Here is a 16,432-nt window from a genome sequence, read left to right as displayed (position 1 = left end):
TGGGAAACATAACATGAGATGACGGTAAAAATAGGATAACGGTAAAATAGGATAACAATGACCAATCACAAACCTGACATTCGTCAAGCAAACCCTTGTCCGCCTTGCCCTGCCACCGCCACGGCTTGGGAGAAGGTGATTTATTGGCTTGGGCTTGGGCTTGGCACAGGTTTGCCTAAAAAAGCCCCCGGCACTTGGGGAACAGTGGGTGGGGTTATGATTGCTTTACCCATGCTTTTGTTGGGATTTTGGGGATTTTTGGCGGTTGTGGTGGTTGGCTGTTTGGTTGGCAGTTATGTGTGTGGCAAAACCTCAAAGCTGATGGGCGTACATGATGACCCACACATTGTCTTTGATGAATGGGTGGGCATGTGGATTTCGCTTTTGCCAAGTGTGTGGTTGCTTGCTCAAACACAAGATGCAGCTAAAACTGGCTTAGAGTATTACCACCCAAGCACTGCGTTATTATTCATTGTCCCTTTTGTTTTATTTCGCTTTTTTGATATCATCAAGCCCCCTCCGATTAAATGGGTGGATAAAAATGTCTCTGGTGGATTTGGGATATTGATTGATGATGTGTTGGCAGGGGTGATGGTCAGTATGCTACTGATAATGGCATCTCTGTTTTTTTGACTGTTTTTGGCTGCTGCATACAGACAAACATTTTTTTCAATCGTGAACAGGTTTTAAGGTAAATAAAGCATAAATTTAGTGCCAGCTTTTCATAGTGTGTTGCTATACTGTGAAAGTGCTTTAATCAAGTGAACATATTTTCAACTAAATGGAGTAATTTATAAAGGGAACTGTCAAACTACGGATTAGGTTATTTCGTGTTTTTTCTTCTAGGAATAACCGCTTTCATGTCATGCTTTACCTCTGATTCTCTGCGAATCGTACTCTTTGTCAGTTATAAAATATTCTGCTTATTCAAACACTTCTATCAGGTCGTTTATAATTTTAACACTCATAGTAGGAATATTATTGGTTCTGCGTCAGAAGCCCTATTAGAGGCGGAAATTAATAAGTTAAAACCTTTTATTAGCCATAAAGATGAAATGATAATAATACTTAAGCATGAAAATGCTATATTGAAGCTACTTGTGAAAATCCAAAGATGAAATAGATAGTCAAAGAAAATTTAGGCTGATAGCCGAATTTCAAGGCTATCAGCTTAATTGGAAGTTTGAAGTTTTGATGTAACTTTTATAGGATTTTTAACTTAATTTTTGGAGAAATATTTTCCGATAAAAAACCACTGGGCAAAGATAATAAAATCTCAATACGTTTAGGCGGTAAAAACACTTTATCAATAATACTTTTCCTACTAAACCCACCATCTTCTAATAACATCTCAAATACCTTGGCAAATAAAGTAGGTTGCTCATCAATTAATTCATCATCCAGTGGCTCATGCTTTCGCCACTTTCTATAACTTATTGTTTTATAAAATTTTATATACTCATCTTCAGTGATTAGTTCAAGGTCAAGAGTTTTTCTCAAAATTGCTTGAATGGAGATTAACCACTTCATCTTTAATTGGATAAACTTTTCTAAAGATGGATAATATAATTCATCAATAGCAATATCTGATGGATAGAGCAACTCATTAGCGAACCTATGAGATTGGTTCTCTATTTTTTTATAAATTTCCTTTTTGTTATAATCTTCTATAGGAATAGCTTTGTGCATAATTAAATGTCCAATCTCATGAGCCAAATCAAAACGACTTCTAACAGCAGGTGTATCTTTTATAATAAACACGAAAGGTACATCATTATACCAAGCTGATACCCCATCCATTTGCTCGCTTGCATCTGTGCCTAATTCATCTTTAATAACAACGATACCGTTACTTTCTGCTACACCAATCAGATTATCAATTGGATCATTTCCTAAACCCCAAAGTTTACGACATTCTTTGGCTAGTTCATCGATTTTATTGTTATCGAGTGCATGCCATTCACTTAAAGTTAAAGATTTAGGTAACTTCGTTTCGGGGAAACCTACCCACTCGGAGAGTATTTGATAAATTTCAGCAGAAAAAACAAGTTTAGATTTAGCGATATTACGAGCTAATTTAGTTGTTGAGGCATTAGAACGATAAAATTCTACGGTCTGTAGAATTGCTTTAGGTTTGCTTTGAAACCATTCAATATTAACCTTTAATATTTCACTCATTTTTAGTAAAACATCAGGTCTTGGTGTGAAATTTGGGTCGTTAATCCATCTTGTTACAGTTGAACGATTAACATCCATTAAGTTTGCAAAAGCTACATTGGTTAAGCCTTGGGACTTCAAGGCTAACAATAAACGATTACCATTAAACATATATTACCCCATTCATGCTAAATCAGCTTGAGGAGGCTTTTTACTCCCCTCCACTATACTTTCCTCAAGAACTTTCTTGAGTTTAAGAACAAGGGTATCGTTCGCCTTTTTCTTATGTATAGTTATCGATTTAGACTGTTTATAAGCAAAAATATCAGCAAAAGGAATAGATTCCATAATTGCTTTACCCTTACTTGTCGGTATATCAATACTGCACTCAATATCGGAAATATCAGATTCAGTATTTTTGCTAAATACCCTATAAGTAAAAAATATTTTACTCAATATCTCAGAGATATTGGATTCTGCTATTAAATCTTCCTTGAACAAGTCATTACTTTCTGTGAGTTCAAGTATTGTATTGCCTTGAGCAAGAAGCTGCTTGTACTTTGAAGATAACGACGTACCACAACCATTTCGATAAACGGCAATATTAAAACCTTTTGTTGATATGGTTTCAACTATATTTTGCCACTACCTACTTCGCTAATTAATAACTGGTTTTTATCAGCCGCTGCCACTAAAGCAGTAACAGCACTTCTTTGAATTTCATCTGCAATAAAAATCTTTTTTTGATTAGGGATATTAGCAAATTTCCCTTCAGCATACAGTTCATCCTACACAAGCAAACTTCGTAAATGCGTATCGAAGTTCCTGAAGAACTTTTTGCCCAGTACCTGTAATAAATTTTCAACTAATTCATTTCTTAATTCTTCCGTCATCGAGTAACACCGATTCATTTATTGGTTTTTTTTATTATAGCGTTTAAAAATTAGAAAAACAATATAATTTGTTGCGCTAAATATTTGACTTTAGAATTTAAATATGAAAAAATACACCCATTAGTTAATGTATTGTTACATGGACTAATAGGTATAACAAATAGGTTGTTATGCTTTATTTATGACTTGATCTAAACTTTATAAGGAGTCAAAAAATGGCTTATCGTAGCGCAATCACAGGTCGTTATGTCAGCAAAGCTACTTACGCTAGACATCCAAAGACAACCGTAAAAGAGAGTAGTGGTGCAAGTAAAGGTAACAAAACTGTCAACCGTTCTGCAATAACGGGACAGTTTGTTACTGGTACTTATGCTGCTAGTCATCCTAAAACGACTTTGACCGAGAAAGTTTAGGAAATAGTTTAGCAGTGAGAAGTGCGGTATATTTTAATATGCTGCACTTTTTTAGTAAATGATAAATTTGTAAAGTTTTATAAAATTAGAAAAACTGATTGATTGGAGAAATAAATGGCAAATCATGCTCGTTGTCCCGAATGTGGCAACAAACTTAAATCTTATTATTATTGTGGACGTTGTGGTAATCAAGATATAACGAATTGGCCAATAACATTCGTTGGTATAGGAATTATCCTAGTGGTAGCAACATTGTGGTTGATTTTTGCTAAGAATCAATTTTGTTCATCTTCGATATTACAGATGGTGGTTACCAACTTTGGTCTAAGTTGTAATTGATTGATTATTAGATTTACCTTGGGTAGTTAGTTCAATGATATTATTAACAGTAACAGACAACTGCCTAACTTCTTCTATATTAGCCCAAACCCTATTTCTCATCAGATACTTCGTATCAACTAAAATCGTATAAATCTTCTTATATGCATATGCATCATCCACCCAATCAGCTACTGTCCATCCGCTACAATGATAAACGAGTAACCTATTTACTTTTGCATTGAATGGTAAGAGAAACACATTTCTCACTTTATCAAAATCAAAGTGACTATCAATATATTGAGCGTAAGTAATCTGCTTGGCTATCGATGACATATTAGGCAAATGGTCTATTTTATGGGTAATACCATAGCGATAATACTTAGCATCAATCACATACAGGCTATTATCGTCATGATTTATCATAATTGTATCGGGTAATAGCGGATTGGTATCTTTGATACTGCCATCAATCAAATGCCGAGTCGCTTTTGGAAAATATTGAGCTTTATTGTCCCCTTTTTCAGTGCCAAAAGTTTTTTCAATCAGATTTTCCCATACCTTTTCAAACCGTCTTGTACCAAAGGCAAAATGCTTTGGATTACTATTATTCTCATCCAAGTTTTGAAGCACATTAATCATGCTTTGGAATAGCTGTTTATCCATATCCTTATTAGCTTTATGCAACTTGTCTCGCAATATAGCTATAAATTGTGTTTTACAAAGCGTAGAGGATGGTTTAGAAGGGGTAGATAAACCGTAGTACCATCCAAGCTTAGCAAAGCTCTCATATACGCAATGCTTGCTTATTTCGGTCATAATGTGTTCGTCATTGCTATGGTGAAGACGAGTTTGGAGATTTAGATAGATTGCTCCATTTTCTTGAATGACGGGCTTTTCTTTTTTGACAGTTCTGACCCAATTGACTTTTCCATTGGCTCGGCTGGCATACATAGTTTCACGCTCGGTGTAGTAGCCATTGCTCAAATAATCTTGAATGACAAAGTGATAGGACTGAATGGGAAAGCCCTGTTGTTCATCTTCGGTTAAATCAGCCCTAACAACATTTTGCATTTCACGTTGATAGTCTGATAGCACGCTGATTAGACATAGCACGTCTTCATTGGATGTATAGTCATAGCCATAGGGAAAAGTAATATAGGGGCGGTGGTGTTTTAAAACGTTATCAAACTCAAAACGAACCCCGACAAAGTCTTCACGTTCTTGGGCAAGGCTACAGTAGGGCAATAAATCATACTTCATTGCTGTTATCGCTGACCTGCGTTTTTAGTGATTGCCCTTGTTGGAGCTTGGCTTTGATGTCTTCATTAAAAACCTCAAAACGGCTAAAACCTTGCTTGTTTTTAAACTCTCGCAACACTTTATCTAAACTATTAAGGTCAGCTCTGAATAAAGCGTATTTGTTAAATTTAAACACATCATCCCACAGATATTTGACAACCTTTTCGGTAAACGGAATGCCGTTGTCAAGGTCATCGGGCAGTTTGAGTTCATCGGTTCGTACAAAGAACGCCCCAAGCCGTTTATCTTCTGACGAGAGAGTGTCTTTGTTAATATCGAGAATGTGCTCATTGATAACGGTATTAAAGTGTTGCCAACTAACACCTGTATCTAAAATTAGCTCATTACGATAGTCACAATTGGCAATATTGTTCTCAATCATCCGCATTGTCCAACGTCGTTGAAAGGCAGTGTCTAGGGTAAACACGTTTTGGTCAGCGGTGTTCATTGTTGCCAAGATGGTGAGATTATTGGGAATGAAGATAGTTTTATTGGCGTCGTTAAAGATTTCTTCTGCCATTAAATCGTGAGAAATGCGATAACTGCTTGAGCCTTCGTCTTTGCGATCAAGTAGCTGAAAGACTTCGCCAAAGATGGCAGGGGCGTTACCACGGTTAATTTCTTCAATGACAAGATAGTAGTGGTGGCTAGGGTCATTGATAGCTTTTTTCAGAATTTTAGTGAAAGAACCTGCTTTGAATTTATAGTCAATTTTGCCATTATCATCGTTAACTTTAGGTAGAATTTGTCCCACAAAGTCGGTGTTGAGATAGTCAGGGTGGAAGACAATGCGTTCAATATATGTTTCGTCTTCACCTGTGATTTTGTTGATGTTATAGCTTTTTCCAACACCTGCAATACCGTATAAAAGCAAATTTTGGGGCTTTCTTGGAATATTTGGAATAGGTTTTGTGATGTTGCTAAATGAGCTAAGAGGCGGCAAGTGATGAGATTGTTCAGCATTGACATCGAATTCACCAATGATATTAAAATCAAAGATATTCACAATCTGCTTGATTTCTAGTCCAGAGTATAACGTTTGTGAAAATGGGGAGGCGCTCAAATCTCCTGCATCTTTGACAATAAATGAGCCATCATATTTAATTGTCAAATTGCTATCTAGGTTTGCCCCTTTAGTCGCAGTTAGATAATTGTCAAGCGATATTGGCTGATGGGCATCGAAAACCGTGATATTTTCATCAATAAACAAGGTGTTAAAATCTTGCTCTCTAATTAAGCTATATAACCGTTGCTTTTGTGCTTCAATGAATGTTGCATTTTTGTACCAAAAAATGGTAGTCAATAATATATTGATATTGATGGGTCTGCCGTTTAAAAAATTCGTTAATGACCGAGTTGCCCAACTGGGCGTAAATAAAGCAAACCAACTTTTTTCAGATTTTCTAGTTTTCACTTCTTTCAAAGAAAACGCTGAATTTGCAAGATTGGCAAACAATCCCATATCTGCATGGTAATAATAATCTTGAACTTTTTCGGAACTTAATAACAATAAAATAATGCCCACAAAAGTATCAGGCTTCCTAACACGTTGCTGAATCAGCTTTCTTGCTTCAATAAGCTGATTGATTGAAATATATAGATCCATTACGAACGCCTTTTTATAGACAATAATTTTACATTAATTGTTGGGTGGCAAATAATGAAGCTAAGATTGCTTGAATGACAGGCACAGTAACAGAATTACCCAATTGTTTATAGGCTTGAGCGTTCGACACATCAAATTTAAAATCATCATTAAAACCTTGCAGTCGCAAGGCTTCACGGACAGATAACTTTCTTTGAATATCCCACAACTTAGGCACACGATTGGCAATAATGGTTGGAGAATAGGTGTCAAGAGATGCGTAAAAGGCTTCTTGAATTTGCGTTTTGGCAAAGTCACCGACATGAAAACGTAACGCTCCGTCCGCTTTTAAGTAGGAAAAAACCCCATGTTTTCCTTTTTTGGTATGGGGAGCATACATAGAATTATCATGCTCAACTCGTTCATTGATATGGCAATTGGCAAAATGATAGTTAATTCTATCAATTTCAAACTTGCTTAAAATTAGCGATTTGTCATTGTTGTCGGATTCGATAATATCCCATAGCTTCGTTGTTCTATCACGGTTTTTAGGAAATTCAAATCTATCATTATCGCTATCTTTGCGAATTACCACACAATACCAACGCTCTCGAAATTGTGGTACGCCATAATCATAACTATTTAAAATCGTCCAATAAGTATTATAGCCCGCTTCATCCAATGCCTTTAGAGCGATGTCCATTGTCTTGCCTTTATCATGCGATTTAAAGCCCTTGACATTTTCAAGTAAGGCAAATTTTGGTTGCTTATTTTCTAAAATGCGTAACACATCAAAAAATAAGGTCCCTCGTGTCTTGTCCTCAAAGCCTTTTGTTTTACCCGAGTAGCTAAAAGGCTGACAAGGAAAGCCTGCCAATAGTAAATCATGTGAAGGTAAATTATTTGCATCAATTTGGGTAATATCACCAAAAGGCATCTCGTGATGATTAAGTTGGTAGGTTTGCTGTGCAAATTTATCAAATTCTGACGAAAATACACATAGACCACCGTTTCTCTCAGCACCTAGGCGAATACCCCCAATACCTGCAAATAAGTCAATGAATTTAAACTTATAATTGATAATTAAGTTAGATAATTTTTCCAACTCAGCATCAGAAATTAACGCTAAAACTTGCTTTTTAAGTGATTTAGATGAACAAATATTCGTATCACAATACAAATCGGTATCGTATTTAATCGCATACAGCCACTGATCAAGCGTTGCTTGAACATTACTACCCTTGGGTGTATGGAGTTGTGCAATTTCAGACAAGTGCGATGAAACAGGTTGTTTATTCACTTCATATCTCGTAAGATTTGGCTTCATTAACTTAAGGCAATGTGCTTCTTGCTTCTGATAAGAATAATCAAAGACTTGATATCCTAATTCTAGCGACGATGATAAAGCAATATACTGTTTATTCATGGATTAAAACCAACATTAGTTCTTGAAAAGCCGATTAAATTTAAAAAATTCATTATTATAGAGACTCAAGGATTAAGCATTATACCAACTTAAACGTTTCGCTTCCAAAATATCTTCTTGTAAGAAAAAACAAAAAGACAATATATATCGTTTTTGAATAATTTAAATGCTTTCTATCACTATAAAACTTTCATGAATATACTTATTCATTCATTAATGAATCCAAACTATTCAAAATTTGCTCTGACCAACTTTCTATCATAGTCTCTAAATCAGTAACACCACTATAAAAATCCTTTGTTATTCTTAAAAGCAGAATAACAAAGGACAAAACAGACATCAATAGTATGACAATTAATTGTTCAGTATGATAATTAATTGTCCGACCACATGACCCAAACGCAATCACTTTTGGGTTATTCCACAGTAACGCTTTTTGCTAAGTTTCTGGGTTTATCCACGTCCGTGCCTTTGACAAGTGCCACATGATATGCCAATAATTGTACAGGTATGGTATGCACAATTGGGGACAGCGTACCGATATGGCGTGGTGTGCGAATGACATGAACGCTGTTACTGCTGCTAAAATCACTGTCAAGGTCGGTAAATACAAACAGCTCACCACCACGAGCAGACACTTCTTGCATGTTGGCTTTGACTTTGTCTAATAGGTTGTCATTAGGTGCAATCACCACCACGGGCATATTGTCATCAACCAACGCCAAAGGACCATGTTTTAACTCACCAGCAGGGTAGCTTTCGGCATGAATGTAGGTGATTTCTTTGAGTTTTAACGCACCTTCTAATGCCACTGGATAGTGAATGCCACGCCCCAAAAACAGACTGCTTGGCTTATCAGCAAAAAAAGTTGCCCAGCTGGTAATTTGTGGTTCTAGGTTTAAGGCATATTGTATGTCATTGGGCAAACTGCGTAATTCATTGATATATTGGGTCATTTTGTCATCATTCACCACATCATATAAACGCCCCAAGGTAACTGCCAAGCCAAACAATGCCACCAACTGGGTGGTAAAGGCTTTGGTTGATGCCACCCCAATCTCTGCCCCTGCTCGGGTATAAAATACCAGCTCACTGGCTCTAGGTAGGGCGGATTCCATCACATTACAAATGGAGAGACTGTGCTGATGCCCTTGGGCTTGGGCATATTTTAACGCTTCCATGGTATCTAACGTTTCGCCTGATTGAGAAATGGTGATGATAAGTTGCTTGGGATTGGCAATCACGTTACGGTAGCGGTACTCACTGGCTATCTCGATATCGGTGGGCAGTTTGGCAATGCTTTCTAACCAATATTTGGCGGTTAATCCTGCATAATAGGACGTGCCACAGGCTAAGATTTTGATGCCATCAATGTCGTGAAAAACTTGCTTGGCATTTGTACCAAAATTTTCTGGAATAAACCCAGCGTCCAAAAAGACTTCAGCAGTGTCAGCCGTGGCCTTGGGCTGTTCGTAGATTTCTTTTTGCATAAAGTGGTTATACGCCCCCAGCTCTAGCGATGCCAGTGATACTTGAGACGTTGTGGCGGTGCGTTCTGTCAGATTGTCTGTTTTGTCAATCAATTTTTGCACACCATCAGCGGTCAGACAAGCGATGTCGCCATCTTCTAGATAGATGATTTCACGAGTGAATGCCACCACCGCTGATACGTCTGATGCCATAAACACTTCGTCTTCCCCCACACCGATGAGCAATGGACAACCCATGCGAGCAACCACCATCTCACCTGGCTTATCATTGGCAATCACAGCGATGGCGTATGCCCCATGAAAGTTGGCACAGGCTTGTTGTACAGCGGTGAATAAATCGTTGGTTTTTTTATAAATGTCATGCACGGCATGAGCGATGACTTCGGTGTCAGTTTGAGAATTAAAAGCATAGCCCAAGTTTTGCAAGCGTGTGCGTTCGGCTTCAAAATTTTCAATGATGCCATTATGCACAACCGAAATTAAATCACCTGAAATGTGTGGGTGGGCGTTGGGCTCAGTTACGCCACCGTGTGTTGCCCAGCGAGTATGTCCAATGCCCGTATGTCCTGTGATGCCTTTGGCTTTAGCAACTTGCTCCATCAAGGCAACCCGCCCCACTCGGCGAACACGTTTAAGCCCATTGTCCGTCTGCACAGCAATGCCTGATGAATCATAGCCACGATATTCTAGACGTTTTAAGCCATCTGTTAAAAAATCAACGATGTTGGCATGTTTTCGAATGCCACCGACGATACCGCACATAAGCCGTTCCTAAGTGTCTGATTAAATCAGGTAAATTATAGCATAGTAAACGGTAGACATAGATTTTTGCTGGTGTTTTTTAGATGCTTAATGTGCCATGCTTGCCTTACCATTGTCGTTTGATTTGGGTATTATAAAGCCCCACATAACCCTCCTTTTTATCAATCCCTGCATATTCAAGACTGGCATCTTCATAGCGTTTAAATTTATACACCGCATCATTCATCACCGCTTCATCAAACACATTTAATGACACAAGCAAAGAAAAATCCGCCTGCGTAAGCCCTGTTACTCGGATAAACAGCTCAGGTTCAAGCACCGTAATCACATCTTTTAAACTGTGTTCTCGATAATCTGATAAATACATAAAAATCGGAATGCGTGTGGCGAATTTAATCAGTTTATCTTGAATTTGTTTTCGCCGGGATTTTTGTTCCTTTTCTTCATCGCTTAATGTTTTTTTATCCTCTTTTGATAGTTCGCCATCATTGTCTTTGGCTTTTTCTTTTAAGCCTTTGATTTTTTCACTGCGATTAATGACGATTTGAATTTCATCATTTAGGTTGCGAAAACTTTCTAATTTTTCCAATGCTTGTAAGGCTTCTTTATTATTCATTAAATTGGTTAATGTCAAATCATCAACATTCACCAATAACGCACTTTGCCAGCGTCTTGCCAATAGCGTGGCGGTTGTACCGCTCATCGCCATGTCCAATAATAATTTGGCATCCACCTGTTGCATGGCACTGCCGTCATAGGCAAGCACGGGCAAAAAGGCAATAAATTCGGCAACTTTACTCTCTGGATTGCCCTCTTTTGGGTTTAGTTGATGGGCATAATCAGCGATTTGGCGTAAGGCACGATTGGGGGCAAAGTCAAAAATATAACATTGATTTTTAATCACAGTTACCCCATCATCGCCTTGCACTGTCCAAGGCGTTTGCACCCGAAATCCTGCCTGAAAATAAGTCTCAGGGCTGGTACAATTTCTGAGCATAAAAATCCCCGTCCACGCAGGCACGCTAACGCCCGTCATCAGCTTACCGCAAGATAGGGTGATGGTTTTTGTCTGTAAAGGATTATTGCCAATGGCATCATTAACAGGGGCTAATGCCTTATCACTCATGCCTGCCTGATTGCCTGCCGCCACAATGATTGTGTAGTCATGATAAAATTTATTATTGGGGGCTTTTAATAAATTTGCCATGGCATAACAACTGGCAACACTTGGCAAAAACCAAAGTGTGTGCAATAAACTGTTTAATAAATTATCATCACTAAATGGCATGGGCGGTTTGGCATTGCCTTGTTTTAAATTACTGACAATCATTTCATCAAGATTATCACGAATTAAATCCAGCCATTTTTGCACATGGCTTTGGTATTTAAACTTAGCCGTATCGCCGCTGCCGTCTGCTTTAAAAAATTCACCCAAATCAAATTCATTAAATTCACCCCCTGTGGCAATCGTGCGAATATGCTCGGGTAATTGATAAGTCAAGAGCATCATTTGGGGCAATGACAAATACGGATTATCGCCCCATTGTTGTTTGTATGGACTATTATCCCAATTTAATTTTTCTTTTTGTTCATCGCCATAAGTCCAATTAAAAATCTGCTCTTCAATGAATTCGCCTGATGCAATCGCCCGAAATGGCGTGCCTGACAAATACAAATAATGGTCAGCGGTGATTGGCAATTCATTTTCATCAAATTGCTCAATGTTAATACCCATATCAGTATATTCCGATTGAATGGCTTTTTGATGTAATTCTTCATCTTTGGCAAAAAGCGATTTGGCACTATCACGCCATGCCCCAAAATGATATTCATCAAATACCACACAATCCCAATTCATTGCGTGAATTTCTTGGTTTTTGGCTTTGATATTGCCATATTTTTTATCCCTGCCCAAAACATCTTGAAAAGAAGCAAAATACACCATTGGTCTATTTTTATCATAATTTTCTAATGTTAATTCGCCATCACGGCTGATAAACTGCCAACCATCAAAATCACTGTGCGTGGTTAAATCTTCCTGCCAAGCATTTTTTACCGCAGGTTTAAAGGTTAAAATCAGCACTCTTTGCCAATTCATTTTTTTTGCAAGCTGATAAGTGGCAAAAGTTTTACCAAATCGCATTTTGGCATTCCATAAAAAATGCGGTGTGCGATGATTGTTTTTATCTTGTTTGATGGCATTAAAATAATGAGCGGTTTTATTAACAGCGTCTAATTGCTCTGGACGCATGGCAAAATCTTTTGTTTTTTGGCGTTCAAAAGTTTTGTTATTTTTGACATTTAAAATGGCATTGCTTACCGTATCAAGGTCGCATTCAAACCATTCACCTGCGATGCGTTTTATGCCCATTTGTTCTAGCATTTTATGCACGGCAAAATCTTTAAAATAACTGCCGTCATTTTTTATCGCCGATGTCTCAAATTCCACTTGCCAGCTTTGACTTGGCGTAACGGTCGGATAATGTTGTTTCATTCGCTGACTTACTGTCTCTTGGGCGGTATGGCCAATTTTTAGGCAATTTGGAAAACGGCTGTCAGAATAGGCATAGATTTTTGGGGTGCGGATTGGGTTAAAGGTTGGGTTGGTCATTTTAAATCTCCACATAACGGCTAATAATATGCTTGGCTTGATTGTCAATTTCGGGAAATAGTATTTGATGACTAATACCAAAAGATTTTAAGTCATCACAAATTGTGCTTTTTGCGTGCTTATTAATAATAAGCCTTTCACCACTATAAAATCTTTGCCAATCTAGCATAAAATTTGCTGGTGTTAATTTATTATTTTCTATACCAAAAATTAAAAAAGCTCCTTGTTGCCTTTTAATTCTTTCATTATTTAAAGTTGGCTTAACACACAAAACCCTATTAAAATCACGAATATCTATATTTGGCAAAAAATAAGGCTTATCTTTACGAATATCATTTAATAATTGAATAATTTCTGGATATTCATTAAATATTTTATTGATAGCCTTGAAATAACCATCATTTAAATCTTTGGTTTGATAACTTAAAATATCATCATCTATTTGTGTATTTATATTAATCAAATTATCTTGTAAATTTAAAGGATTTTTTCTTAATTGACTAAGTAAGATATTGGTATCTGTCAAAAAATCTTGATGAGCCATTTTTCTATAAAATTCTATATTAAATTTTTCATCTCTTAGGCTTAATGCAGATAAAATTGCCACCGTATCACTATCGTGATGCTTTATTTCATCATTCGGAATATCAAAAACCAAAACTTCGCTATTTTGTTCATCATCATTATTATTGACTGCAAAATATAGAGCTACCAAAACATTAGTTGTAATATCTAAAATTCTGGTTTTATAGCCATAATGTTGCATTCTAACCAATTTTTCAAATAAATTTTCATGTGGATAAAAATATTCGGCACATTCTGTTAATGTGTCCTTTGTCATTTTATGCTCATATTTTATAAATTCATTACTACGATAAATACTAGGCTCTAATTCAAATTTAAAATTCGGGTGTCCACGAAAAAATCGTGTAAAGCCTTGCTTTGTTTTACCTAATTGTGTTAATTTATTTGCCAATTCTGCAATGCTGTTAATCTCAATCATCACCACCCTCCAATAAATCCGCCTGTTTTGCTTTTTTGGCGCGTGATTTTTTAGGTTTGTCACTGTCATTATCCATTGGGCGTATCATGCTTTCAATAAAGTTAATCTCATCTTTGGATAAGCCATATTTGGCATAAAGCTGCTCATCTGTCCATGGGCGGCTAAAATCTTGCATTGGAACTAACGCATAAGTTGATTTTGTGGTATTCTGAGTATTTTTAACCAATGTAATCATAAAATGAAAAAATTTAGTGTTGATATAACTAATGACATTACTACAAATTTCTTCATTTTTAAAAGTTCCAATAACTAAATATGTTTCAGTACAAGCACTATTTAACCCTGCAAAAATTGGTTTAATTAAGTCCGTTTGGCTCTCACCAGTTCCAAATGCTTTTGGTACTAAAATTTTATTTCTTAAAATAAGTTGCTTATTATGTGTAATATCTTCAAGTTTGATATATGAAATATTATTTAAACTATACAATTTAACATTATCGGTTCTATTTTTATATGGTTCATGATGACCTGTGAAACGACTTGCCAAACGAAATGGGTTTCTTGAACTAACTAATTCACTAAATGAATTTTCAGAGAAACCTTTTACTTTTCTTAAAATTGAAATGGCTTGATTGTAACGAACAAAAACATCAATCCCTTTTTCTTTTAATGGTCTTTTTAATTGAGAAACACAATGACCGTCATCATAAGTAAAAACCTCACAATCACCATCATGTCTTTTTTCCCATAAAAAATAATTCACACCGCCTTTGATTTCCACATTATCAAAGCAGTCTTTTGAATTAGGGAAGTCATGAATTTCTTTGATGCGTCTGTCATTTAACATGCTGTCTCTAAAAGCATCAAGCCCTTTACCGCCAGTAAACCAACGGCTTGGGGTAATCATAATTAAAAATTGGGGATTGAGTTTTTTGGCTTGTTCAATAAATTTATGATATAAGGGAATTGCACTACTACCAATACCACCACCGTCATTTAATTGATACGGCGGATTGCCAATAATCACATCAAATTTCATGGTTAATAACTCCCCAAACACATCATCTCTGTCAGAATGAATAAACGCATAAGCATGATTTTCTAATCCTTGGCGATTACCAAATACCCCTTGGCTTGCACCGCATTCACTGCATTTGCCATCTTTAAAGTGATGATGGACAGCCCCAAAAATAATATTGCCCATGTCATTATCAAACTCTTCACAAATGGACAAGGGCGAGTTGGCGACTTTGCTACAATACACGCTACGCCTTGATAACAGAGCGGTTAACCCAGTAATGGCAATGCCAAACACTTGATTTTTTAAAATGTGGTTAATGCGAGTTTGTTTGTCTGGTATTTGATTTTTTAATCCTTTATCCAAGCGTTTAACAATTTCACGCAAAAATACCCCTGATTTACACACAGGGTCTAAGAATGTCGCCTTTGGATTTGACCAAATCTCAGACGGCAATAAATCCAGCATTTGATTGGCAAGTTTTGGCGATGTGAAAACCTCATCATTGGATAGGCTGGATAAACAGTCCAGCACATCAGGGTTATAGCCCAATTCAAATAGCGATAATTGACCCTGTTGAATGGCATCTAGGTCTTTTGTGATGTTGCTGTCTATTTGTAAGTTGACACTGTCCATGTTATTGCTCGCTTAATTTTAGATAATGAATGGGCGGATAATCTTGAATGTGTTTGGGAATAAATCCTTGATTATCGGTCAATTGGTTGTTGGTTTTTTCTACTAAGTTTTCATAGACATAATCACGCCTTTGGATAAGCGTTTCGCTGATAAACTTCCATTCGCTAAATATGATGGGGCGATAATTGAAATCTGTGAGTGTTAACGCATTGCCACCCACGATATTTTTTGATAATAAAAACCTTGCCGTGTCAATAACAGCAGGGTCTGTTTGTTTAAAATGGCTTTGGTAATGGTCTAGGAATAAATCCAGCAATCGGCGACGGCACTCATCACAATTATCCGCCAAAAGCTCAATGCCATAAATTGATGATATGGCACAAATGGCGTGTTTTTCATAATGAAATTGGGCATATTTGGGGGATTTTTGGCTTTTGTTGATTTGGGAGAGTCTTAGGGCGGTCGCAAGTTTTCGCCTTAAAATTTCTGCCAAAAAATTACCTGTGCCACAGGCAGGCTCTAAAAAAGTGCTGGTGATTTGCTCGGTTTGGATTTTGACCAAATCAAGCATGGCATGAACCTCACGCTCGGCGGTAAACACTTCGCCAAAATCAGCAACTCGTTTTTTGGATTTGATTTGTTGCTTGTCATCTTGTGCTTTGGCGGCATCAGTCATTTTGCACCGCCTTTTGGACACAGTTTAGAGACGAAAAAAGCCCACATAAAAGCAGGCTCTGGTAGAAAAAGAAAAATTAGGGCGTTAAGGGGTTGACAGGCTGTGTCATGTGCAGATAATCGTTGACGCTTGACGCTTGACG

Annotated in this window: 12 protein-coding genes; 2 read left to right on the top strand and 10 right to left on the bottom strand. The window is 37.0% G+C overall.

Features of this window, described 5'->3' with window-relative positions; genetic code table 11:
• The first annotated feature begins 57 nt into the window (after window positions 1-57).
• Window positions 58-633: a phosphatidylglycerophosphatase A family protein gene (locus B0682_RS07055; RefSeq protein ID WP_078307752.1), complete on the top strand. Its 576-nt coding sequence runs from the start codon at window positions 58-60 to the stop codon at window positions 631-633.
• Between the two features lie 570 nt (window positions 634-1,203).
• On the opposite strand, the gene B0682_RS07045 is transcribed toward B0682_RS07055, so the two are convergent.
• Window positions 1,204-2,328, bottom strand: coding sequence for an XRE family transcriptional regulator (locus B0682_RS07045; RefSeq protein WP_078307749.1), 1,125 nt, complete (start codon window positions 2,326-2,328; stop codon window positions 1,204-1,206).
• Between the two features lie 12 nt (window positions 2,329-2,340).
• Window positions 2,341-2,658, bottom strand: a complete 318-nt coding sequence (locus tag B0682_RS07040) for a hypothetical protein (protein ID WP_078307747.1) — start codon at window positions 2,656-2,658, stop codon at window positions 2,341-2,343.
• Between the two features lie 607 nt (window positions 2,659-3,265).
• Between B0682_RS07040 and B0682_RS07035 the strand changes: the two genes are divergently transcribed.
• Complete coding sequence (locus B0682_RS07035; protein WP_078307746.1) at window positions 3,266-3,463, top strand: hypothetical protein; 198 nt, start codon at window positions 3,266-3,268, stop codon at window positions 3,461-3,463.
• A gap of 324 nt (window positions 3,464-3,787) precedes the next feature.
• On the opposite strand, the gene B0682_RS07030 is transcribed toward B0682_RS07035, so the two are convergent.
• The 8 genes from B0682_RS07030 to B0682_RS06995 form a co-directional block, all read right to left on the bottom strand.
• Window positions 3,788-5,044: an LlaJI family restriction endonuclease gene (locus tag B0682_RS07030; RefSeq protein WP_078307744.1), complete on the bottom strand. Its 1,257-nt coding sequence runs from the start codon at window positions 5,042-5,044 to the stop codon at window positions 3,788-3,790.
• The gene (locus tag B0682_RS07025; RefSeq protein ID WP_078307743.1) at window positions 5,034-6,689 is read right to left on the bottom strand and encodes an McrB family protein; all 1,656 of its coding nucleotides are present in this window, start codon (window positions 6,687-6,689) and stop codon (window positions 5,034-5,036) included. Before B0682_RS07025 ends, B0682_RS07030 begins: the two co-directional genes overlap by 11 nt.
• A gap of 28 nt (window positions 6,690-6,717) precedes the next feature.
• Entirely contained in the window at window positions 6,718-8,094 is a 1,377-nt protein-coding gene (locus tag B0682_RS07020) for a DNA cytosine methyltransferase (RefSeq protein ID WP_078307741.1), read from the bottom strand.
• 416 nt (window positions 8,095-8,510) lie between these two features.
• A complete protein-coding gene (gene glmS / locus B0682_RS07015) occupies window positions 8,511-10,346 on the bottom strand; it encodes a glutamine--fructose-6-phosphate transaminase (isomerizing) (protein WP_078307740.1) in 1,836 nt (611 codons plus the stop codon).
• A 106-nt stretch (window positions 10,347-10,452) separates the two neighbouring features.
• Window positions 10,453-12,957: a GIY-YIG nuclease family protein gene (locus tag B0682_RS07010; RefSeq protein WP_078307738.1), complete on the bottom strand. Its 2,505-nt coding sequence runs from the start codon at window positions 12,955-12,957 to the stop codon at window positions 10,453-10,455.
• A 1-nt stretch (window position 12,958) separates the two neighbouring features.
• Entirely contained in the window at window positions 12,959-13,960 is a 1,002-nt protein-coding gene (locus tag B0682_RS07005) for an FRG domain-containing protein (RefSeq protein WP_158077881.1), read from the bottom strand.
• Window positions 13,953-15,365, bottom strand: coding sequence for an Eco57I restriction-modification methylase domain-containing protein (locus tag B0682_RS07000; RefSeq protein ID WP_240494913.1), 1,413 nt, complete (start codon window positions 15,363-15,365; stop codon window positions 13,953-13,955). The genes B0682_RS07005 and B0682_RS07000 overlap by 8 nt, the downstream gene beginning before the upstream one ends.
• Window positions 15,366-15,615: 250 nt before the next feature.
• Window positions 15,616-16,290, bottom strand: a complete 675-nt coding sequence (locus B0682_RS06995) for a restriction endonuclease subunit M (RefSeq protein ID WP_078307734.1) — start codon at window positions 16,288-16,290, stop codon at window positions 15,616-15,618.
• Between the last annotated feature and the right edge of the window lie 142 nt (window positions 16,291-16,432).

Source organism: Lwoffella lincolnii, assembly GCF_002014765.1.
Classification (GTDB): Bacteria; Pseudomonadota; Gammaproteobacteria; order Pseudomonadales; family Moraxellaceae; genus Psychrobacter; species Psychrobacter lincolnii.
This window is presented reverse-complemented; position numbering and strand designations above follow the sequence as displayed.